Here is a 20,538-nt window from a genome sequence, read left to right on the forward strand (position 1 = left end):
TTCGGACTCTTCTGAGCTGAGCAGCATCTTCCTCACTTCTGTACGTCGTCACGGTGCGGCGCGTCGTCCGGACGCGCCGCACCGCGATCCCCCCTGCCCAGAAACATCCATGCCCTTACGAGGACCCCCATGCTCCCCATATCCACCACCCTGGCCCCGCTCGCGGCCGCCGCCACCGAACCGCCACCCCACACCGGCGGCATCCTGAAGCTGATCGACGGCACAGCGGGCCTCCTGACGATCGCCGCGCTCGGCATCGTCCTGCTCCTCTTCCTGATCATCAAGGCGCGCCTCCAGCCCTTCGTGGCCCTCCTCGCGGTCTCCATCGCGGTCGGTCTCGGCGCGGGCCTGTCCGTCACCGAACTCTTCGGCACCGTCCAGAAGTCCGACGCGGTCTCCACGATCGAGTCCGGCATGGGCGGCACCCTCGGCCACGTGGCGATCATCATCGGACTCGGGACCATGCTCGGCGCGGTCCTCGAAGTCTCCGGCGGCGCCGAGGTGTTGGCCTCCCGCCTCCTCAACCTCTTCGGCGAGAAGCGCGCCCCGCTCGCCATGGGCCTCACCGGCCTGATCTTCGGCATCCCCGTCTTCTTCGACGTCGGCATCTTCGTCCTCGCGCCGATCGTCTACGCGGCGGCCAAGCGCGGCGGCAAGTCGATCATCCTGTACTGCATGCCGCTGCTTGCCGGCCTGTCGATGACGCACGCGTTCCTGCCGCCGCACCCGGGCCCCGTCGCCGCCGCCGGTCTGCTCCACGTCGACCTCGGCTGGGTCATCCTCATGGGCATCGTCTGCGGCATCCCCGCCGTGCTCGCCGCCTGGGGCTGGGCCGCCTGGATCGGCAAGCGGATCTTCGTCCCCGTCCCGCAGGACATGGTCGAGGCCGCCGAGGAGGCCAAGGCGTCCCTGGAGGCCGAACAGCGCGCCTCGGGCGTCACCCCGACGGAGAAGCCGGTAGCGCTCGGCGTGGTCTTCGCCATCATCGGTACGCCACTGATCCTGATCCTCCTGGCCACCTTCTCCTCGATCGCCTTCGACCCGTCCACGGGCCGCTCCGTCATCGAGTTCTTCGGCCACCCCTTCGTGGCCCTGACGATCGCGCTGCTGCTCGCCTACTACCTGCTCGGCATCCGGCGCGGCTGGTCCCGCAAGTCCCTGGAGACGGTCTCGACCGCGTCGCTCAAGCCGGTCGGCAACATCCTGCTCGTGGTCGGCGCGGGCGGTGTCTTCGGCGCCGTCCTGAAGGCGAGCGGCATCGCGCAGGCCCTGGCGGACACCTTCAACGACGTGGGCCTGCCGGTCATCGTCCTGGCCTACCTGATCTCGCTCGTCCTCCGCGTCGCACAGGGCTCGGCGACGGTGGCCATCGTCACGACGGCGGGCATCGTGGCCCCGCTCCTCTCCGAGGGCAACTACTCCCAGGCGTTCACGGCGCTCGTCATCATGGCGATCTCGGCGGGCTCGATCTTCGCCTCGCACGTCAACGACGGCGGCTTCTGGATGGTCGCCAAGTACTTCGGCATCACCGAACGCGACACGCTGCGTACGTGGACGGTCCTGGAGTCGGTCCTCTCGATCGCCGGGTTCGTGGTGGCGGCGATGGTGAGCCTGTTCGTCTAGCGACGCGCCGCGTACGGTAAAGGGCGCGTCAAGTCGTGACTCGATGCACCGCCCGTGGCGGACGAGAACCAGTGGGGCCCGGGGGAGGCGCCGCACAGCCTCGTCCGCCATACTTCCGCCCGTGGAGCAGCGTATGGAGAGTCAGAGTCAGAAGGTCCCGCCCGTCACCGGTGCCGGTTTCGACCCGGCGTACGTACCCGGCCTGACGTCTCCCGGAGCGGAGGCGACGGCCAAGGACGTCCGAGACGTCCAGGACGCCGAGGACGCGGTCACGGAGCCCGACGGGGCTGCGGGGGAGGCGGAGCGGGAGGAGCCGGAGGAGCCGCAGGACGCCAAGCGCGTCGAAAAGGCCCCCGGGGCCGAGGCCGAGGCTGAGGCTGAGGGCGAGGGCGAGCCCGCTCCGGAGGCCGCCGGTGACGGCCCGGCGATGGAGGCGAAGGACCGCCGCGGGTCCATCACCGTCGACGCGACCGGCGTCCGTTTCACACTCGACGACCAGGAGGCGGAGTTCACCTGGGACGAGATCAGCGCGGTCGAGTACGGCACGTCCCGCAAGCGCCTCACGGTGACGGTCCACACGCCCAACAGCCGCTGGTACCCGAACGATGTCGAGGCCCCGGACAAGTCCCGCCTGGGCGAGTGGACCGAGCAGTTGGACAAGGCGCTGGACGCGTACTTCGAGGACTGAGCCTCGCGGCTCGGGAGGGCGTCCGGCCGGAAACGGTTCCGGTAGGCCCTCTTGCCGACCGGGGCCTGGTTACGCTCCCTTGGTGTCATGGCGGACACCAAGGGCACCACTCATCCCACCCGCGACTCCGACCACCCCCGCAAGTCCAGCTGGAAGTACATCGGCCCGGGCATCGTGGTCGCCGCGACGGGCGTGGGCGCGGGCGACCTGGTCGCGACCCTCGTCGCGGGCAGCAACTTCGGCTACACCCTGCTCTGGGCGGCGGTCCTCGGCTGCCTCGTCAAGATCAGCCTGGCCGAGGCGGCGGGCCGCTGGCACCTGGCGACGGGCCGCACGCTCTTCGACGGCTGGGCGAGCCTGGGCCGCTGGACGACATGGTTCTTCGTCGCCTACGTGGTGATCTGGGGCTTCGTCTACGGAGCGGCGGCGATGAGTTCGAGCGCGCTCCCGCTCCAGGCGCTCTTCCCGGACGTGTTCCCGGCGGACTGGTCGATCAAGCCGTGGGCGATCCTCTGCGGCCTGGTGGGCTTGCTCTTCGTCTGGTTCAACAAATACAACGTCTTCGAAAAGGTCATGACGGTCCTGGTGGGCGTCATGTTCGTGGTGACGGTGTACTTGGCGATCCGGGTGACCCCGAACCTGGGCGACGCGGTAGCGGGCCTCGTCCCCGTCCTCCCCGACGAGAAGGACTCGGTCCTCAACACCCTCGGCCTGATCGGCGGCGTCGGCGGCACGATCACCCTCGCGGCATACGGCTATTGGGTCAACGCGAAGGGCTGGACGAACACGAGCTGGATGAAGGTGATGCGCCTGGACAACAGGGTCGCCTACATCACGACGGGCGTCTTCGTCGTGGCGATGCTCTTCGTAGGAGCGGAGCTGCTCCACGCCTCCCACACGGCGATCGCGAGCGGCGACAAGGGCCTACTGGACCTGACGACAATCCTTGAATCCGAGTACGGCACGGCGACGGCCAAACTCTTCCTGATCGGCTTCTTCGCGACGTCCTTCACGTCCCTGATCGGCGTCTGGCACGGCGTCAGCCTGATGTTCGCGGACTTCGTCGAGCGGTACCGCGCGGAGCGCGTCGGAGGCGAAAAGGTGGCAAGGGGCGACCTGGAACGCAACTGGCCCTTCCGCATCTACCTCCTCTGGCTGACCTTCCCCCCGATCATCCTCCTCTTCCAGGGCCAACCGTTCCGCCTGGTCATCCTCTACGGGGTCCTGGGCGCGGCCTTCATGCCGTTCCTGGCCCTGACCCTGATCTGGCTCCTGAACAGCGCCCGCACGCCCGCCGCTTGGCGCAACGGGTGGCTGAGCAACGGGATGCTGGCGGCGGCGGGCCTGCTGTTCGTGATCCTGTGCGTGAAGCAGATCTGGGATCAGCCTTGGTCGGAGTTCTTCTGACCCGAGGCGCCCCGGAGTCGGCGGGCTATTTCGATGTCCCCGCGCAGCGCACTGAACCGGGGCGGATCCCTTTCGGCGTCCAGGACGACCACATGCAAGGTGTCCCCGGGCACCGGTGGGGCCACGCTTTCATCCCACCAGAAAGGGTGCTTCACCTGGTCGACGAAGCCGGGGTGGCCGTGCACCTCGATGCGCGCCCCCACCGGCCCTACCGCGATCACCGTCACGTCGAACTCCTGATGATCGCGAATCCCCGTCTCCTTCACAGCAGGTGGTCCGCCTTGCCTGCCTTGATGTCGCGGATCAGCGTGCGCAGCGCTTCGCGGGAGTCCGTGATGTAGGTGTCCTCGGCGCCGGTGACGGTGATGTAGGCGTTTCCGCCGGCGTCGGTCCCGAGGCGAAAGCAGGAATTCCCCTCGCCGCAGAACGGGTCTTCCCACGTGATGTCGGTCATGCTGTGCTCCTTCGCAGTTCGTCGGCGATTTCGCGAATGAGATGACGTGAGGCGTCGGCCGTCAGCGCGATGTCTTCCATCCAGTCCAGGTGAGCGCGGTACTCGGTCAACTGGTTCTCGGCGTTCAGGAATTCCGGACCGTGGCTGTTGTCGACCTGGACCGTGTCCAGCTGGGGCGCAGAGCCCTGTGCGTAGAGAACGGTCGGCCCCGCACCCGGGAACACGCCCGCCTCGAACGGGATCACCTTCAGCGTGGATGTGGTCCTACTGGGACCGCTTGACGACTTCGTCGAGCTGAGCGGCGGCCGCATCCGCCCCGCACCGCGAGGAGCCCCGGCATTCTCTCAGCGTTGTCCCCGGGCATGGGGCAGGCGGCTACGGGAGATAGGGCCCGCCGCCCACGAGGTCTACTGGAACGGGATGTTCAGCCAAGGGCTTCCCGGGTCCTCCATCAGGACGCGGTGGGCGGCGACCATGTCCTCGTACCACGATCCGAACTCCTCTTCGTCGAAGTGCAGGCAGCGGCCGAGGATGTAGCCCGCGGAGAAGTCCTGCCAGGAGCGGTACGAGAGGGAGGCCGCCCGGCCTGCGGCCACGACGGCGGACTCCGCCTCCTGGAGTGTGTCGAAGCGGGCGCCGAGGCCCCAGCGGGCCATCTTCGAGGCGCGGCCGAGGTCCCAGGCGTCCACCGAGCTCACGTACCGCCCCTCGGCGAGTACGCCGTCGGCCCGCATTCGGGCCTCGTAGCGGGTGATCCGGCCGATGAGCCGCTGCACGCCCTCGATCCGGGCGGTGGTCTCCGCCTCGGGGCGGGGCTCCGTGTAGGTGACCCCGTCCTCGCTGAGCGTGGTGCGTTCGTCGGCATTGCGCCGCATCACCGTCTCCGCCGCCTGGCGCCAGTACGCGGGGTCGACGTGGCCCCCGAAGTCGCGGGCGATGGTGCGGCGCAGGCTCAGAGCGAACTCCCAGACGGGGCTGTGGGACTCGCAGGCGAGCAGACCGTCCAGCGCCGATCTCCACGCCTCGCGCGTGGTGATGCCCCACCATTCGCGCAGACGCTCGCGCTCCTTGACGTAACCCGTCCCGTGCCAGCCCATGGCGTTCCACAGGGAACCGTTGCTCACGCAGAGCAGCGCCCCGCACGCGAGCCCGTGGGCAACCGGGCCGTGCAGCGGGCCGCCGACGCCGAGCGCTCGCAGACGTCCGCGGAGCCGCGGGCTTCCCACGTGGTCGGCGACCTGGGCCCAGTAGGTGGCGTGCGACGGGCCGGCGGGCAGCGAGACCTCGCAGGGAGAACCGGGGTTCACGGTGAGGAGCGGCGGATCGGTGGGAGTCCAGGAGCGGGCGAACCAGTGCAGGGTGTGCCGCGTGAACACGAGGTTCGGCTCGGGCGCGGGCAGCATCCCGTCGGTGAAGATTTCCCACCGGTAGGTGGGGGCGTGCGGCGGGCAGTAGAGCGGGAGGAGGGAGTCTGAGTGGGTGTCGGCGTGGGCGCGGTCGATCACGAAGTACAGATAGACCCGCGCCAGCGTCTCGTAGTACGCCGCCCAGTCCCCACGCGCTTTCGCCTCGTACAGCGCCTGCTCGGTAGGGGTGGGCGCGGTCCACGCCGGTGTCGCTGCCGGGCCGAAGTCCTGGGGCGGCGGACCGAACGTCATGGCGGCTGCTCCTGATCGCTGCTTCCTGGGGATGCCGCAAGGTTACTGACCACCCGTTCCGGGCATGGACACCCACCCTCTGCCTGCCCGCGAACCTCTGGCGGTGACCGTGACCGGCCGTGCGCGGCGGCGCCTGGGTTGACGCCCTGGCGCATCTCACGCTAGGGCAGAAAGCAGCACTGGAGAACAGGCCGGTACGGGCCTCCTGCCGGCGCGGCACGCGGACTCCGGTGTCAGGGGGTGCGCTATGCATGCTGTACTCGGGCGCGAGACATGGGCGGACGCGGTGCTCGACGATGAGGGCGCCGACAGTTTCGGCCCCTACTTCGTCAATCGCGGCACACATAGGTTGGCCCTGCCCGCCGAGATCCAACGCCACCCCGAGGCCGGATACACGCCCTCGCCCGGCTGGACCCTGCTCGGGGAAACCAAGGGGTACAGCGCGATGGTCTGGGCCGCGCCCGGAGCGTTGGACATGTTCGCCCGACGGGACGTCGGCACGGTCTTCCTTCCCGAGAACGAGGAAATCCCCAGCACCCCTGAGAACTGGGAGGAACTGTGGCGCTTCTACCAGACGGGACAAGGGTTCACGTTCGAGGGTGACTTCTTCGTACTGCCGACAGGACTGATCACCTACCACCCGGTCTCCTACGCGCGCCCGGGCAGGGAATCGGTCACCGTTCTCGTCGGTTACCGCGGTCACACCCAGGAATACCGGCACGTCCTCACCCCCAGCAAGCTGCGTGACGCCACACCCTCGGAAGTGCCCGGATACCTGAAGTACAAGGAGGTGGAGGGCTACGCCGGGAATCTGCTCCGGGAGGCGTACGTCCGCGGCCGACAACAGGTGCTCCAGGATCTCGAAGTGTGCGGCATCCTGCAGCACTACAAGAAGCGGGCCATCGGAGACACCGACATCCTGGATCTCACCTACGAACCCGAGATCGCCAAGAGGTACGCGCTGGTCCGGCGTGGGCTGCGGCGGCGGTGGGGCAACGTCGGCGACGAGTCCGCCCATCTCTACAAGGTGATCGTGCGGGTCCTGGGTGCAGGCCCGACGCCGGTGCCGCTCCCACCCCCGCACCACGGACTGCTCCACCTCCTGCCGTTCAACCTGTGTCCGCTGTGGAGCGTCGCCGAGTACCCCGAGGATGACCGAGGCTTCGGGCTGCGGGGTATCGGCCCCTTCGACACGGATCCGTACGGCATGATCCTCAACGTCACTGAGTGGCGTTACCACGAGAAGCACGATCCGGACGGCTGGGACCACCTGGGCGGACCGCCTTCCCGACAGCGTTCACTGGGCCGGGACCCGGCCTCCCAGATGCCGGAGAACTTCCTCGGCGAGCGCCCCGAGCGCAGATGGCTCGAGGGAGTGCTGCGGCAGATGCAGGCACGCATCGAAGAGCGCTTCCCCGGCTGGCTGTCGTCCAATGGCTGTGGCTGACGCGACGTGGATCAATGTGACGGACCAGGCCCGGCGGTTCGTCTGGCCGATCGTACTTGTGGTCGTGCTGCTCCTCTTCCGCCGTCCGCTGAGCGAGCGGATCTCCTCGCTCACACGGGTCAGCGGAGGTACGCGAGGTATCGAGCTGAGCTTCTCGGAGGCGCTGCAACAGGCACAGCCCGCCGCAGCCTGGGTTCCCGACGCGGAACGGCGCGGCGCGGTCGCACGGGCCCTGCGGCGTCGAGATGTCTGCGAGGGCAGAACCATCCTCTGGGTCGACGATCGCCCCCAGGGGAACCATCCAGTGGCACGGGTCTTCAGGCGACTTCTCGGCGTTCAGTTCCGCTACGCGGAATCCACCCGGGAAGCGCTCCATGTGCTGCGCCGACATGACGACATCGTCATGGTCGTCACTGACATGGAGCGGCCGGAAAGCCCGGTCGCGGGTCGGATGCTCGTACGCGGGATGCTGGATCAGCACACCATCTGCCCCGTGGTCGTCTACCTGGAACAGCTCGACAGGGACAGGGGCACACCCGCGCACGTCTTCGGCATCACCAATCGACCGGACGAGCTTTTGCACTTCGTCATCGACGTATGTGACCGGGGCGACGCCGACGCCGACTGAGGCCGGGGCAGCGCCGCCGGGGGAGCGGCGGCGCTGCCCGGTTCTGGGGTTACAGGCCGTGGACGTGTGGCCCGACCGCCGAGGCCCACGCGTTCCCGGACGTCGCGTCCCAGTTCGTGGACCAGGTCATCGCGCCGCGCAGGCCCGGGTAGGTCTTCGACGGCTTGAAGGAGCCGCAGCCCGTGCCCTTGGTGAGGCAGTCGAGCGCGTCGTTCACGACGGACGGGGCTACGTAACCGCTGCCCGCCGCGCTCGTCGACGCGGGCGTGCCGATGCCGACCTGCGACGGGTCGAGGCCGCCCTCCAGCTGCACGCACGCGAGCGCGGTCAGGAAGTCCACCGAACCCTGGCTGTAGACCTTGCCGTCGCAGCCGAGCATCGAACCGCTGTTGTAGTACTGCATGTTGACGACCGTGAGGATGTCCTTCACCGCCAGGGCCGTCTTGAAGTACTCGGCGGACGTCGACTGCATGTCGATCGTCTGCGGCGCCATCGTCAGGACGAAGCCGTCGCCCGCCTTCGCCGCGAGCGACTTCAGCGCCTGCGACATGTACGTCGAGTTCAGCCCGTTCTCCAGGTCGATGTCGACGCCGTCGAAGCCGTACTCCTGCATGAGCGCGTACACCGAGTCCGCGAAGTTCGTCGCGGAGGCGGAGTCGCTGACCGACACCGTGCCGTTCTGGCCGCCGATCGAGATGATGACCGACTTCCCGGCGTCCTGCTTCGCCTTGATGTCCGCCTTGAACGCGTCCTCGGTGTAGCCGCCGAGGCCCGCCGAGTCGAGCGTGAAGTCGACCGCGCCGGGCGTCGTGGTCGCGTCCGCGAAGGCGACCGCGATGATGTCGTAGTCGGCGGGGACGTCGCTGAGTTCCTGGACCTCCGCGCCGTTGTCGAAGTTCTGCCAGTAGCCGGTCACCGCGTGGGCCGGAACGGCGGAGGGGGCGGCCGTGGGGGCTGCCAGGGCCGGGCCGGCCGTCGTGAGCAGGCCGGTCACCGCGAGCGTCGCCGCCGTGAACGCGCCTGTGAGAGCGCCGACTCGATTCATTTCTGCCTCCATGTGGGGGGGGGGGAGGGCCCGGCACACGGGAGTGGCTCACGGACGGGGCCTCGTGTGCGGGGCTGAGGTGCGTGGGGAAGCAGCTGCTGGGCGACAAAACTGGTCCAGACCAATAGCGATGTCAAGGGTTTGCGCCGAAGCTTCCGCGCCAACTGGTCGAAGTTTCCGCGCCAACCGGTCGATGCTTCCGCGCCAACCGGCGGGCGCGCTCCGGACAAACGGGGGCCGGACTCGATGAACAGCGGTCGTGAACAGTGCGAAGTGGGGTGTTGCCGGGCGCCCGCGTGGATATGGTGCTGAGGCAGACAGTGTCCGAAGGAGCGCAGAGCGACCGGGGGTTCACGCGTGCCGACCGCGATAGCCGTGACCGACCCCGACCTGGTGCTCGCCTCGCCCGACCGGCACACCCCGAGCGCCGCCGTGCTGCCGGTGGGCGGAGCGCCGGACGCGTACCCGCTCGACCGCGCGCTCACCGACGTACACACACTGATCGAACAGCACGGCTACGTGATCGTGCTCTGTCCGCAATCCGTACCGGACGCGGTCGTGCACCGGCTGCATTCCGTCCGGTCCGTGCTCGAAAGTGACCGCATAGCCATCCTGCGGCCGGAGCTCCCGCCGCTCGGCCTCGCCGTACTCGCCCTGCAACTGCGCCAGTTGTCCATCTGCGACTTCAGCCCCGGCGTGCTCGCCTCCGCCGGACGGCTGCTCGCCCACTACGTCCACGCGGGCGCCCTGCTCGGCTCCGTCGCCAAGCTGGACCGCGTCCCCGTCCCGCTCAAGGCGCACGCCAAATCGTGGTCGCCGAACGCGCAGTTCGCCGTCGTGGCCTCGCCCCAGCCGCAGCTCCTTCGCGTCACGGGGGGTGAGACGCCGAGCGGCCCCGCCTTCGGCACGCGGATGTTCTACGCCGCCGGGCAGCACTCCACCGACTGGGTCACCGGCGCGCTCGCCCCGGCCTGGCGGGTGACGGGCGCGACCGAGGCGCCGCTGCCCGCCGAGTCGCCGCGCTGGTGGGCGACGGGCCGGAACGGCCACCCCGGCAAGATCGTCGAGTTCGCCGCCGCCATCCCCGACATCTCCGTGCTCTACCAGCTCGTGTCGTCCGTACGGCGCGAGGAGTGCCACTGGTGCGGGCTCGAACTCATCGGCGACCGGTGCGGATTCTGCTCCGCGCCGCTCGCCACCGGCGCGGTGCCCGAACGCGCGGGACCGACCCGCACCTCACTCGCCCCGGCCGCCGCGTCGGGCCGGGCGGCACTGCCCCGCGCCTCGCAGCACCACTGATGCCCACCCGATCCCCTGTCCGCCTACCGACGAGGTTGTCCGGTCCATGAATTCACGTCAGCGCCGCGGCGTCATCCTCCTGGTCGTCTCGGCCCTGTGCGCCGTCGGCGCGTTCGCCGGTGTGCTGTCCGTGATCCGCGACGTGAACTCCAAGGTCGGGCCCGAGGTGGCCGCGTACCGGCTGAAGGAGGACGTGGCGCCCTACAAGGAGCTGACCGACGACCAGTTCGAGAAGGTGGAGATGCCCGAACGCTGGCTGTCGGACACGGCCGTCAAGAACCTCCGTGAGGTCCGCGGCAAGATCGCCGTCACCCAGCTCAAGAAGGGCTCTCTGCTCCAGAGCGACATGGTCGTCTCCCGGCCCGAACTGAAACCGGGACAGCAGGAGATCGCCATCATGATTGACGCGGAGACGGGCGTCGCCGGGAAGATCGACCCCGGCGCCAAGGTCAACATCTACGCCACCTTCAAGGCCGAGAACGACAAACAGCGCGACCGCTCCGAGGTCATCGTCGAGAACGCCGAGGTCATCGACGTGGGCAGACTGACCCCCATCGACCAGCAGGGCACCGGCGACTCGGGCAGCCGCACCCGCCGCCAGGGCGAGGCCGTGCCGATCACGTTCGCACTGAGCGCGGGGGACGCACAGCGGGTCGCGTACGCGGAGTCGTTCGCGACGCACGTGCGTCTTGCGCTGGTCGCGCCGGGGGACGACGGGAAGATCGCGCCGGGGGACCGGTCGTACACGCTGGGCGAGGCGAAGTGATGAGGCCCATTCAAGCCCCTCCGGCGTTTGAGGAGCGGGGTCCGGGGCGGAGCCCCGTGACCAGGGGGCAAGCCCCCTCGAAGGGAGAACGCCGATGACCACAAGGATCCTCCCAGCCGCTGGCGAGCCGGAGGCGGCCCGCGCACTCGTCACCCTCCTCTCCCAGCTCCCCGACACCGAACCCGCCCCACCCGTCGCCGACAGCACCGCCCTGCTCGACACCCTGGCAAGACTCGCCGCCGAGTCCCTCGACGAACTCCCCGAGGTCGTCCTCGTACACGAACGCATCGGCCCCGTACCGGCCCTTGACCTCATCCGCGACCTCGTCCTGCGCTTCCCGGCCGTCGGCGTCATCCTCGCCACGGCCGACACCAGCCCGGCGCTGCTCACGGCCGCGATGGACAGCGGAGCGCGCGGCATCGTCGCGTTCCCGCTCGGCTACGACGCCCTCGCGGAGCGCGTCCACGCCGCGGCGTCGTGGTCGGCCGGTATGCGCAGGCACCTCGCGGGCGGTACGGGCGCCGAGCTGATGCCCGCGGGCGGCGGCGGCCGGGTCGTGGCGGTGACCGGGGCGAAGGGCGGCGTCGGCACGACGCTCGCGGCGGTCCAGTTCGCGCTGGCGGCGCGGGCCTCCGGCCGTTCCGTGGCGCTGCTCGACCTGGACCTGCAGTCCGGCGACGTGGCGTCGTACCTGGACGTGCAGTTCCGCCGCTCGGTGGCGGACCTGGCGGCGATCCGCGACATCACCCCGCGCGTCCTCCAGGACGCCGTCTACACCCACGAGACCGGCATCGACCTCCTCCTCGCCCCCGCCGACGGCGAACGCGGCGAGGAGGTCACCGACCGCGTCGCCCGCCAGGTCGTCCACGCCCTGCGCGCCCGCTACGAGGTCGTGGTCGTCGACTGCGGTACGCAGATGGGCGCGGCGAACGCGGCGGCGGTCGAACTCGCCGACCAGGCGGTTCTTGTCGTGACCCCGGACGTGGTCGCGGTCCGGGCCGCCAAGCGCATGGTCCGCCTCTGGGACCGCCTCCAGATCCGCAAGGCGGAGGAGACCCTGACGGTCGTCAACCGGCACTCCCGCTCGGCCGAGATCCAGCCCCCGCTCGTCGAACGCGTCACCGGGACGAAGACGGCCCGCGCCGCCGTCCCGGCCGCGTACAAGGAACTCGCGGCGGCCGTCGACGCGGGCCGCATGCAGGACCTCGACAACCGCTCCACCGTCAAGCAGGCCCTGTGGACGCTCGCCGGTGAACTGGGCCTGGTCGCGGCCCCGGCCCCGGAGGCGACGGGCCGCCGCTCCCGCCGCCGCGCCGGTGGCGACAAGGGGGCGGTGACGCTCGAGTTCGCGGCGATGTTCCCGCTGGTCCTCGTCGTCCTCGCGCTGATGTGGCAGTGCGTGCTGTACGGCTACACGTACTCCCTGGCCGGGAACGCGGCGGACGAGGCGGCGCGGGCGGCGACCTCCGCGTACGCCTCCGGCCAGGATGGGCAGGCCGCTTGTGCCGATGCCGGGAAGGCGCACCTTCCATCGGCCTGGCAGGCCGCGACCATCTCCTGCCCGTACTCGACCGGCCCGGTCACCAAGGCCACCGTCCAGGTCGACGTCCCCCTGTTCTTCCCAGGGGTGAACCCCGGCTGGAGCGTCACCGGCGAGGCGGGCGCGGCGACGGAAGAGGAGCAGAACCAGTGAAGGGGGCCGGGCCCCGCAGGGGTCCGGGGGCGGAGCCCCCGGGTTCGGGACGGGCAGGGGAGGAGGGGGCGACCCCGAGGCGCTCGGCCGGACTCGGCCGGCACCTGCAAGGGGATCGCGGAGTCTCCATGCTCGAATTCGCCGGCTTCCTCCCCTTCCTCCTCGTCATCGGCCTCGCCGCGATCCAGCTCGGCCTCGTCGGCTACGGCGCGAACCAGGCGGGCAGTGCCGCACGGGCCGGCGCCAGGGCGGAGTCGCTGAACGAGGGCACGGGCGCGGCGGCGGCCACCAGCTCGGTCAGCGGCTGGCTGAACCCGTCCCCGTCGATCGCGACCGGCGACACGATCACGGCGACCGTCACCGTCCACGTCGCCGCGATCATCCCCCTCTTCGACGGATGGGACATCAACCGCTCCGCCACGATGCCGAACGACCGCTCCGGCGACACGAACACCGACGGGAGCTGATCGGGAGTTGATGAAGACATGAGCCTGCGCTCCCGCGTGGTGGCCACCCGCGAGACACCCACCGGCACACCCCCGGACCGCGACGAGGGCCTGGTCGCCGTCTACCGCGCCAAGCTCCTGGAGGAGATCGACCTCGCCGAGATGTCCTCGCTCCAGGCCGCGGACCGCCGCGTCCGCCTGGAGCGCGTACTCGGCCACATCATCAGCCGCGAGGGCCCGGTCCTCTCCTCCACCGAGCGCACCCAGCTCATCCGCCGGGTCGTCGACGAGGCCCTCGGCCTGGGCATCCTCGAACCCCTCCTCGCGGACGCCTCGATCACCGAGATCATGGTGAACGGCCCGGACGCGATCTTCGTGGAGCGAGCGGGACGGGTGGAGCAACTGCCCCTGCGTTTCGCGTCCCCGGAACAGCTGATGCAGACGATCGAGCGCATCGTGTCGACCGTCAACCGCCGCGTCGACGAGTCGAACCCGATGGTCGACGCCCGCCTCCCCACCGGCGAACGCGTCAACGTGATCATCCCGCCGCTCGCCCTGACCGGCGCCACGCTCACGATCCGCCGCTTCCCGCGCGCGTACAGCCTCACCGAACTCCTCGAACTCGGCTCGCTCGACGAGCACATGCTGATGCTGCTCGCGGCGTTCGTCCGCTCCCGCTTCAACATCATCGTCAGCGGCGGCACGGGTTCAGGCAAAACGACCCTCCTGAACGCCCTCTCCGCCCTCATCCCGTCCCACGAGCGCATCATCACCATCGAGGACTCGGCGGAACTCCAGCTCCAGCAGGACCACGTGATCCGCCTGGAGTCGCGCCCCGCGAACGTCGAGGGAAAGGGCCAGGTCACCATCCGGGACCTCGTCCGCAACAGCCTGCGCATGCGCCCCGACCGCATCATCGTCGGCGAGGTCCGCGGCGGCGAGACGCTCGACATGCTGCAGGCCATGTCGACGGGGCACGACGGCTCCCTCGCCACCGTCCACGCGAACACGGCGGAGGACGCCCTCACCCGCCTCCAGACGCTCGGCTCCATGTCGGAGGTCGACGTCCCCTTCGAGGCGCTGCGCGACCAGATCAACTCGGCCGTCGACGTCCTCGTACAGCTCACGAGGCACGCGGACGGCTCGCGCCGGATCAGCGAGATAGTGCTCCTGGTCTCCCACGGCCGCGAACAGTTCACGATCGCGCCCGTGACCCGCTTCGTGGCCCAGCCGTACGTCTCCGGCACCACGGACCTGGAACGCCGCCGCGTCCACGGCTACTACGAGCACCTCCCGCTGCCGCGCCGCCTCGCGGACCGCCTGTACGTGGCGGGGGAGTCGGTGCCACCGGCGTACGGCGTGGTGGAGACGGTGGACACACGCCACACGAGGGAGGCCACGGGATGACACCGGTACGGGAGAGGGGGGCGCGGGCCGGCATGACGCCGCCGGTACTGGTGGGGAGGGCTCGTCCGGGCATGACATCAGTACGGGTGAGGGGGCGCGGGCCGGCATGACGAACCCCGCACTGGTCGCCCTCGGCGCCACCCTCGTGACCTGCGTCCTCGCCATCGCGGGCGTCCACGTCTACGCGTCCGGACGCGCCCAGCGCCAGGCCCTCGTCGACCGCCTGGACGACTACCGGACGGGCGACGGCGGCGGTTCCGGCACGCTGGGCGGCCGCGTCCGCCGCTTCGCCGCCGTCGACCGCCGCCTGCGCCGCACCCGCCTGGGCCGCGCCGTCCACCTGCGCCTCTCCGCCACGGGCCTGGACCTGACGGCGGGCGAGTTCTCGGTCTACGTGGCCGCGGTCGTCGCCGCTCTGTGGATCCTCGCGGCGGTGACGCTGGCCCCGTTCTTCGGCCCGATCGCGGGCGCGGTCGCCGTCTGGGCGGCGGTCATCTTCCTGAACTGGCAGCGCCAGAAACGCATCGAGGCGTTCATCAACCAACTCCCCGACGTGGCCCGCCTCCTGGCGAACGCGACGGCGGCGGGTCTCGCCCTGCGCACGTCCCTGGCGATGGCGGCGGAGGAGCTGGAGGCCCCGGCGGGCGAGGAGCTGAGCCGCGTGGCGGACCAGCTGGCGCTCGGCCGCTCGGTCGACGACGCGCTCGACGAACTCGCGAGCCGCCTCCCGTCCCGCGAACTGATCGTCCTCGTCACCACCCTCGTCCTGGCGAACAAGGCGGGCGGCACGGTCGTCTCGTCCCTGCGCAACCTCACCCAGACCTTGGAGGACCGGAAGGAGACGCGGCGCGAGATCCGCACGATGCTGTCGGAGGTGAACGCGACGGCGTTCACGGTCCCGCTCCTCGGTCTCGGCTCCCTCCTCCTGATCAACTCCTCGAACGAGGGCGCGCTCGCGAAGGTCACCGGCTCACCCCTGGGCCAGACCCTGATCCTGATCTCCCTCGGCCTGTACGGGATCGGGTTCTTCGTGATCCGCCGCCTGGGAAAGATCGAGGTCTGAGCCATGTCGACAACGGTTGTGGGCCTGCTCCTGGCGCTGCTGACCGGCCTGGCGGTCCTCGGCGTCTTCACGGGCGTCCGCATGTACCGGGCCGAGGCCAAGGTCCCCAGCGACCTGGCGCTCGCCCTGGAGGTGGGCGCCACCCGCGTCTCGACGGCGGGCTCGGCGGTGGACCGCCTGGGCATGCGCTTCGCACCCCTGGTCCTCCGCCTCATGGGCCCACGCCGGGTGGACGCCAAGCGCCGCAAGATCGACATGGCGGGGAACCCCGGCGGCCTGACGATCGACCGGTACGCGGCGCGCCGCGCGGTCTACGGCGCCTTCGGCATCGTCATGGGGCTGGTCTTCCTCTCGAACGGCAGCCCGCTCTTCGCCCTGCTCACCCTGGCCTTCGGCGCGCTGGCGGCGGACGCGCTGATCTGGCAGGCGGTACGCGAACGCAAGGAGGTCATCGACCGCACCCTCCCCGACTTCCTGGACGTCCTCGCGGTCGTCGTCTCGGCGGGCCTCGGCTTCCGCCAGGCGCTGGACCGCGTGGCGGAGAAGTACGAGGGGCCCTGGGCCGACGAACTCCGCATCACCCTGCGCCAGATGGACATGGGTGTCCCGCGCCGCCAGGCCTTCGACGAACTGCGCCGCCGCAACGCGTCCGAGCAGGTCGCCCAGTTCGTCTCGGCCCTCCAGCAGGGCGAGGAGCTGGGCTCACCGATCGCCGAAACCCTGATCCAACTGGCCACGGACATGCGCCGCACCGACGCCCAGAACTCCCGCCGCCGCGCCGCGAAGACGATCCCGAAGGCAACGATGGTGACCCTGGTCTTCATGCTCCCGGCCACCATGATCCTGATCGCGACGGGCATGTTCCTCGGCTCGGGAACCAACTTCGGTTCGATACTGGGACGTTGACCCCTCCTCTCACCACGCATGACTGGCTACAGTGAAAGTGAGCAAAGGTTGGCTTTCGCGAATCACACCCCTGGGTGGAAATGACCGGAGCATGACGAAGCCGGTACGAGGGCAACAGGAAGGGAGCTGGCACGCGATGACGCCCCGCGCAACACCTAGACAACTTCCGGTCAACCCCGGCCCTTATGTTGGCGAAACCGGGTGCGCACGGTCGCAGTTCGCGTACGTTGCGTGTGTTGTTCTGGTTGCCCTGGAGGACGTGGCGGAAGGGGGTCCCCGTGATCAAGGACCGAGTGCGCGGGACGTGGATGACGTGGAGCAGTTCACTGGGGGAGCGGGTCCGATGGACACGGCGGGATGCCGGGGCCGGGTTCGTGGAGTATGCGGGGCTGATGATTCTGATCGCCGGGATCTTCGTGGCCATCGACAGCCTCGGGCTGGACGGCCTGATCTCCGGCGCGGTACTGGACGCGATCTCGAACGTCATCGGCGGCTGACGGAGCGCCGCCTCCGCACTCGCTTGCGCGTACGCCTGCGGGACGACCGGGGTTCGACGCTCCCCCTCTACATCTGGGTGACGGCGATCCTCCTCTTCGCCGCGTTCGCGTTTTTCGCTTTCGCCCAGGCGGCCTCGGCGCGCAACGGGGCGCAGTCCGCCGCCGACGCCGCCGCGCTGGCGGCAGTGCAGTCCGTGCGGGACGACCTGCTCGACGACCTGATCCAGGCCGTGGGGAACGAGGACGAGGACTGGATGGACCGCCTGGACCCGGGTTCCTTCGACGGCCTCGGGGGCGGCGCCGGTGCCGCAGCGAGCGATCTGGCGGCGCAGAACGACGCCACGGTGGTCGACGGCCCGGCGTTCAGGCTGATCAACGGTTACCCGGGCTACGAGGTCGGGGTCGAGTCCCGGTCCACCGTCGGCGACACGATCCTCCCCGGCACGGAGTCCATGCACGCGACGGCGCATGCCACGGCCGTGCTGAAGCCCCGATGCGACTTCGACGGCTCCGGTGGCTCCGACGGGGCCGATGGGCCCGATGGGCCCGGTGGCTCGGACGGGGCCGATGAGCCCGATGGGCCCGGTGGCTCGGACGGGCCGGGTGGCTCGGACGGTTCAGGTGGCTCCGATGGCTCCGATGGCTCCGACGCGGAGGACGACGCCCCCAGGAACCCCCTTGAACTCCACTGCGACGGTGATGTCGGGGACGTGATCATCGACCCTGAGCACCTCGACCCTGCCGACCTGCCCGACGCGTCCGACCTGTTCTCCGTCCATCTGGCCGACTGACGTAGCGAACGACGAGAAAGAGGGAAGCCCCAGCCATGAGACTTCGGCGTACGACGACGGGCCGTCGGTCCCTGCCCCTGGCGGCGATCGCGGCGGGGCTGGTTCTCACGGTCGCCGGCTGCGGAGGCGGCGACAGCGGTGACGGTGGCGGCGACAAGGCGACGGACTCGGCCGCGTCCACGACGGCGTCGGCGGACGAGGGCGGCGGGGACGCGGAGAGCTCGGCGCCCCCGGCCGACGACGAGGGGCAGACCCTGGCCGAGGTGAAGGGTGAGAACGGCATCACGCTGACCGTCTCCTCGGCGGCGCGCGACGCGGGCGGTTTCGTCACGGTGCAGGGCACGGTGGCCAACGGCACCGGGAAGGCGTGGGTCCCGGTCAACTGGCGCGGCGACGAACGCGAGTTGATGGCCAACGGCGGCTCCATCGCGGGCGCCGCGCTCGTGGACGAGGCGGGCAAGAAGAAGTACCTCATCCTGCGGGACACGGAGGGCCGCTGCCTGTGCACCCGCTTCACGGGCGGGGTTCGCAACGGTGAGACCGCCACCTGGTACGCCCAGTTCCCGGCCCCGCCGGAAGGCACGACGAAACTCTCCTTCCAGGTCGGCGCGATGCCACCGGCCCCGATCGAGATCACCGAGGGCGACTGACATGCCCCGACGAAGCGTGACCGCAGCGCTCACGATGGCCACCGCCACGGTGCTCCTCGCGGCCGGCACCGCGGCGGCCGACGACCCCACCCCCGCCGGCAAGGCGTCCGGCGCCCCACCCGGCACCACGACGACCTCCCCGCCCCGCAGGTGGACGCCAACAGCCCGGGCCTGAAACTCGCCGACGGCGCGACGCTGGCCCCCGCCAAGGTCCTGGACATCAAGTCGGTCGTCGAAGACCTCTCCGGCGACGAACGCCGCTCCGACACCAACGAGAACGTCACCTTCGCCCTCCAGGCCGAGGTCCTCTTCCCCACGGACAGCGCCCAACTCAACCCGGACGCCCGCTCCCGCATCCAGACGATCGCGGACGAGATCAACACGCAGAAGGCGGGCGCGGTCCGCGTCTTCGGCTTCACGGACAACCTGGGCTCGTACGCCCACGGCCTGACCCTCTCCAAGAAGCGCGCGGAAGCGGTCCACGACGAACTGACCGCCGCGCTCGGCGCCCAGGGCGGCAACATCACGTTCCAGGTCCGCGGCTACAGCGAGGACTACCCGATCGCGGACAACACGACGGAACAGGGCCGGAAGAAGAACCGCCGAGTGGAGGTCTCCTTCCCGAAGGCAGGCTGAACGGGCGCGCCCGCCCGCTCAGCCCTGCCTGCGTTCGACTCAGTCGGCGGCGCTGTCGAAGATGTCGGCCGCGTCCGTCACGTGGACGGCGCGTTCGGCCCAGGCGGTGAGCTGAGCAATGTCGGCACAACCGAGAACACGCGCACGGACGCCCTCCGGCACGTCAAGCCCGCGCCATTCGAGGATCTGCAGGATCATCTCCGCCCGATCCTCGACGCGTCCTTCCTCCCGCACCTTCTCGGCGACGTCGTGCCGGAAGAAGTAGTGCATCTGCGACATCAGTTCCCTCCACAGCTTCCTGGCCTCGTCGTCCACGAGACCGGCCTCCACGAGCATCGCCAATACCGCCGCGCTCTCGGGTTCGACGCGTTCCAGCGCCGCCGCCAGCGTCCTCAGTATCGCAGCGGCATGCGCGCCGTTACCATGCGTCATCGCTGACAGCGCCGCCAGTGACGGGTTCTGGACGGCTTCGTCCTCGTCCACGATCACCGGAACGTTGTCCGGCCCGAGGACGAGCGGCCGCACCGTGAGCGACGCCCACCCGGGCAGCCCGAACCTGATCGGCTGCGCCGCCCACTGCGCCGTCGACCTGCTCTGCGTCAGCACGATCAGCACGGGCTGGCATTGGTACTTCTCACGCAGATAGCCCAGGTAGTAGGCCCAGCTGCCCCACTTCCGCTCGTCCTTCTTGCCCTGCGACTCAAGGACGATCAGAAAGGCGCCCTCGTCCGTGTCCACCCGTACGAGACTGTCCACGCGTCGCTCGACCGGTTCGATCTCGGTGAGGTCGGTGTTGAGCACGGCGAAGTCGCGCGGCTCCGGGAAAGGCACCCGGAAGAGGCGCTCGAAATTGCGGATGAGGCCGACGGTGTCCTTCTGGAAGACGTGGTGCATCGCCTCGTGCGCGGAGCTCACCATCACGCGGCCCCGAACTGGCACCAGACGTACTTACCGCTGTCCCCGCACGCCGCGGACGGCTGCCAGCCCCACTCGTCGGAACAGGCCCCGACGAGCGCGAGGCCCCGCCCCCGTTCGGCGTGGAGGAGGTGCGGGGTGGGAGGCCGTGGTGGCGTCGGGTCCGCGTCCCAGGCGCCGACGCGCAGCAACCCGTGCTCCCAACTGAGCCGCAAGGCTGCCGGCCCCTTGGTGTGCTGCACGGCGTTGGCGACCAGCTCCGTGGCGAGGAGTTCGGCCATCTCCGTCAGGGCGTGCAACCCGTGCGCGTGGAGCACGAGCCGCAGCGTGCGCCGGGCGACGCTGACGGCTCTGGGGTCGTGCGGGATGTGGAGGACGTACTCCCAGGGGGAGGAGGCGTATCGGGGCATGGCTGAACTCCGTTACTGAGTCAACGGGTTGCGTGTTGCTACGAGGCGTCGGCTGACGGTGGCTTCGTCGCCCTTGTGGCGTCCTGGGACCGGGGCGCTGCACTTCCGC

General features: G+C 70.0%; 22 protein-coding genes and 1 pseudogene. 16 read left to right on the forward strand and 7 right to left on the reverse strand.

All coding sequences use genetic code 11. The features are described 5' to 3' along the window. The first annotated feature begins 129 nt into the window (after nucleotides 1–129). The 3 genes from N5I75_RS23435 (at nucleotide 130) to N5I75_RS23445 (ending at nucleotide 3,718) form a co-directional block, all read left to right on the forward strand. On the forward strand, nucleotides 130–1,623 hold the full coding sequence (locus N5I75_RS23435) for a GntP family permease (protein ID WP_476680234.1): 1,494 nt from the start codon (nucleotides 130–132) through the stop codon (nucleotides 1,621–1,623). 133 nt (nucleotides 1,624–1,756) lie between these two features. Then, complete coding sequence (locus N5I75_RS23440; protein ID WP_476680236.1) at nucleotides 1,757–2,311, forward strand: hypothetical protein; 555 nt, start codon at nucleotides 1,757–1,759, stop codon at nucleotides 2,309–2,311. Nucleotides 2,312–2,398: 87 nt separating this feature from the next. Beyond that, a complete protein-coding gene (locus tag N5I75_RS23445; RefSeq protein ID WP_476680238.1) occupies nucleotides 2,399–3,718 on the forward strand; it encodes an Nramp family divalent metal transporter in 1,320 nt (439 codons plus the stop codon). Here the strand turns inward: N5I75_RS23445 and N5I75_RS23450 are convergent. The 4 genes from N5I75_RS23450 to N5I75_RS23465 form a co-directional block, all read right to left on the reverse strand. After that, nucleotides 3,694–3,984, reverse strand: a complete 291-nt coding sequence (locus tag N5I75_RS23450; protein ID WP_476680240.1) for a hypothetical protein — start codon at nucleotides 3,982–3,984, stop codon at nucleotides 3,694–3,696. The two genes, N5I75_RS23445 and N5I75_RS23450, sit on opposite strands and share 25 nt — an antisense overlap. Beyond that, nucleotides 3,981–4,172, reverse strand: a complete 192-nt coding sequence (locus tag N5I75_RS23455; RefSeq protein ID WP_476680242.1) for a hypothetical protein — start codon at nucleotides 4,170–4,172, stop codon at nucleotides 3,981–3,983. Before N5I75_RS23455 ends, N5I75_RS23450 begins: the two co-directional genes overlap by 4 nt. Then, a complete protein-coding gene (locus N5I75_RS23460) occupies nucleotides 4,169–4,417 on the reverse strand; it encodes a Scr1 family TA system antitoxin-like transcriptional regulator (protein WP_476680244.1) in 249 nt (82 codons plus the stop codon). The genes N5I75_RS23455 and N5I75_RS23460 overlap by 4 nt, the downstream gene beginning before the upstream one ends. A 162-nt stretch (nucleotides 4,418–4,579) precedes the next feature. Further along, nucleotides 4,580–5,830, reverse strand: coding sequence for a DUF1266 domain-containing protein (locus tag N5I75_RS23465; protein ID WP_476680246.1), 1,251 nt, complete (start codon nucleotides 5,828–5,830; stop codon nucleotides 4,580–4,582). A 247-nt stretch (nucleotides 5,831–6,077) separates the two neighbouring features. Between N5I75_RS23465 and N5I75_RS23470 the strand changes: the two genes are divergently transcribed. Beyond that, nucleotides 6,078–7,277, forward strand: coding sequence for a hypothetical protein (locus tag N5I75_RS23470; RefSeq protein WP_476680248.1), 1,200 nt, complete (start codon nucleotides 6,078–6,080; stop codon nucleotides 7,275–7,277). 58 nt (nucleotides 7,278–7,335) lie between these two features. Further along, complete coding sequence (locus N5I75_RS23475; RefSeq protein ID WP_476680250.1) at nucleotides 7,336–7,905, forward strand: hypothetical protein; 570 nt, start codon at nucleotides 7,336–7,338, stop codon at nucleotides 7,903–7,905. A 49-nt stretch (nucleotides 7,906–7,954) separates the two neighbouring features. Here N5I75_RS23475 and N5I75_RS23480 read toward each other — a convergent pair whose 3' ends face one another. Continuing rightward, entirely contained in the window at nucleotides 7,955–8,950 is a 996-nt protein-coding gene (locus N5I75_RS23480) for a chitinase (protein ID WP_476680252.1), read from the reverse strand. Nucleotides 8,951–9,307: 357 nt separating this feature from the next. Between N5I75_RS23480 and N5I75_RS23485 the strand changes: the two genes are divergently transcribed. From N5I75_RS23485 to N5I75_RS23535, 11 genes and pseudogenes are all read left to right on the forward strand, one after another. Beyond that, the gene (locus N5I75_RS23485; protein WP_476680254.1) at nucleotides 9,308–10,249 is read left to right on the forward strand and encodes a hypothetical protein; all 942 of its coding nucleotides are present in this window, start codon (nucleotides 9,308–9,310) and stop codon (nucleotides 10,247–10,249) included. Between the two features lie 46 nt (nucleotides 10,250–10,295). Continuing rightward, nucleotides 10,296–11,015 carry a Flp pilus assembly protein CpaB gene (cpaB, locus tag N5I75_RS23490; RefSeq protein WP_476680256.1) on the forward strand — a complete coding sequence of 240 codons (720 nt, stop codon included), beginning with the start codon at nucleotides 10,296–10,298 and terminating at the stop codon, nucleotides 11,013–11,015. A 94-nt stretch (nucleotides 11,016–11,109) separates the two neighbouring features. Next, nucleotides 11,110–12,708: a CpaE/TadZ family protein gene (locus N5I75_RS23495; RefSeq protein ID WP_476680258.1), complete on the forward strand. Its 1,599-nt coding sequence runs from the start codon at nucleotides 11,110–11,112 to the stop codon at nucleotides 12,706–12,708. A gap of 128 nt (nucleotides 12,709–12,836) precedes the next feature. Then, entirely contained in the window at nucleotides 12,837–13,175 is a 339-nt protein-coding gene (locus N5I75_RS23500) for a TadE/TadG family type IV pilus assembly protein (RefSeq protein WP_476680260.1), read from the forward strand. Between the two features lie 18 nt (nucleotides 13,176–13,193). After that, nucleotides 13,194–14,561: a CpaF family protein gene (locus tag N5I75_RS23505; RefSeq protein ID WP_476680262.1), complete on the forward strand. Its 1,368-nt coding sequence runs from the start codon at nucleotides 13,194–13,196 to the stop codon at nucleotides 14,559–14,561. A 106-nt stretch (nucleotides 14,562–14,667) separates the two neighbouring features. Continuing rightward, nucleotides 14,668–15,624 (forward strand): type II secretion system F family protein, encoded by a 957-nt coding sequence (locus N5I75_RS23510; protein ID WP_476680264.1) that lies wholly within the window; start codon nucleotides 14,668–14,670, stop codon nucleotides 15,622–15,624. 3 nt (nucleotides 15,625–15,627) lie between these two features. Next, entirely contained in the window at nucleotides 15,628–16,530 is a 903-nt protein-coding gene (locus N5I75_RS23515; RefSeq protein WP_476680266.1) for a DUF5936 domain-containing protein, read from the forward strand. 308 nt (nucleotides 16,531–16,838) lie between these two features. Beyond that, on the forward strand, nucleotides 16,839–17,027 hold the full coding sequence (locus N5I75_RS23520; RefSeq protein WP_476680475.1) for a hypothetical protein: 189 nt from the start codon (nucleotides 16,839–16,841) through the stop codon (nucleotides 17,025–17,027). A 23-nt stretch (nucleotides 17,028–17,050) separates the two neighbouring features. Beyond that, nucleotides 17,051–17,818: a pilus assembly protein TadG-related protein gene (locus tag N5I75_RS23525; protein ID WP_476680268.1), complete on the forward strand. Its 768-nt coding sequence runs from the start codon at nucleotides 17,051–17,053 to the stop codon at nucleotides 17,816–17,818. Nucleotides 17,819–17,853: 35 nt separating this feature from the next. Beyond that, entirely contained in the window at nucleotides 17,854–18,468 is a 615-nt protein-coding gene (locus tag N5I75_RS23530; RefSeq protein ID WP_476680270.1) for a hypothetical protein, read from the forward strand. A 1-nt stretch (nucleotide 18,469) separates the two neighbouring features. Further along, nucleotides 18,470–19,104: pseudogene (locus tag N5I75_RS23535) on the forward strand (OmpA family protein). A 39-nt stretch (nucleotides 19,105–19,143) separates the two neighbouring features. Here N5I75_RS23535 and N5I75_RS23540 read toward each other — a convergent pair. Next, complete coding sequence (locus tag N5I75_RS23540) at nucleotides 19,144–20,022, reverse strand: RpnC/YadD family protein (protein ID WP_476680272.1); 879 nt, start codon at nucleotides 20,020–20,022, stop codon at nucleotides 19,144–19,146. Further along, nucleotides 20,022–20,429 (reverse strand): ATP-binding protein, encoded by a 408-nt coding sequence (locus N5I75_RS23545; protein ID WP_476680274.1) that lies wholly within the window; start codon nucleotides 20,427–20,429, stop codon nucleotides 20,022–20,024. Before N5I75_RS23545 ends, N5I75_RS23540 begins: the two co-directional genes overlap by 1 nt. Nucleotides 20,430–20,538: the final 109 nt, after the last annotated feature.

Source organism: Streptomyces sp. R818 (genome assembly GCF_056172735.1).

Bases quoted from the DNA above. Each gene is read 5' to 3' on its own strand.
- N5I75_RS23480 (WP_476680252.1), bottom strand. From the start codon at position 8,950: ATGAATCGAGTCGGCGCTCTCACAGGCGCGTTCACGGCGGCGACGCTC.
- N5I75_RS23455 (WP_476680242.1), bottom strand. From the start codon at position 4,172: ATGACCGACATCACGTGGGAAGACCCGTTCTGCGGCGAGGGGAATTCC.
- N5I75_RS23505 (WP_476680262.1), top strand. From the start codon at position 13,194: ATGAGCCTGCGCTCCCGCGTGGTGGCCACCCGCGAGACACCCACCGGC.
- N5I75_RS23530 (WP_476680270.1), top strand. From the start codon at position 17,854: ATGAGACTTCGGCGTACGACGACGGGCCGTCGGTCCCTGCCCCTGGCG.
- cpaB (WP_476680256.1), top strand. From the start codon at position 10,296: ATGAATTCACGTCAGCGCCGCGGCGTCATCCTCCTGGTCGTCTCGGCC.
- N5I75_RS23540 (WP_476680272.1), bottom strand. From the start codon at position 20,022: ATGGTGAGCTCCGCGCACGAGGCGATGCACCACGTCTTCCAGAAGGAC.
- N5I75_RS23520 (WP_476680475.1), top strand. From the start codon at position 16,839: ATGACGTGGAGCAGTTCACTGGGGGAGCGGGTCCGATGGACACGGCGG.
- N5I75_RS23445 (WP_476680238.1), top strand. From the start codon at position 2,399: ATGGCGGACACCAAGGGCACCACTCATCCCACCCGCGACTCCGACCAC.
- N5I75_RS23515 (WP_476680266.1), top strand. From the start codon at position 15,628: ATGTCGACAACGGTTGTGGGCCTGCTCCTGGCGCTGCTGACCGGCCTG.
- N5I75_RS23435 (WP_476680234.1), top strand. From the start codon at position 130: ATGCTCCCCATATCCACCACCCTGGCCCCGCTCGCGGCCGCCGCCACC.
- N5I75_RS23545 (WP_476680274.1), bottom strand. From the start codon at position 20,429: ATGCCCCGATACGCCTCCTCCCCCTGGGAGTACGTCCTCCACATCCCG.
- N5I75_RS23495 (WP_476680258.1), top strand. From the start codon at position 11,110: ATGACCACAAGGATCCTCCCAGCCGCTGGCGAGCCGGAGGCGGCCCGC.
- N5I75_RS23500 (WP_476680260.1), top strand. From the start codon at position 12,837: ATGCTCGAATTCGCCGGCTTCCTCCCCTTCCTCCTCGTCATCGGCCTC.
- N5I75_RS23440 (WP_476680236.1), top strand. From the start codon at position 1,757: ATGGAGAGTCAGAGTCAGAAGGTCCCGCCCGTCACCGGTGCCGGTTTC.
- N5I75_RS23470 (WP_476680248.1), top strand. From the start codon at position 6,078: ATGCATGCTGTACTCGGGCGCGAGACATGGGCGGACGCGGTGCTCGAC.
- N5I75_RS23465 (WP_476680246.1), bottom strand. From the start codon at position 5,830: ATGACGTTCGGTCCGCCGCCCCAGGACTTCGGCCCGGCAGCGACACCG.
- N5I75_RS23510 (WP_476680264.1), top strand. From the start codon at position 14,668: ATGACGAACCCCGCACTGGTCGCCCTCGGCGCCACCCTCGTGACCTGC.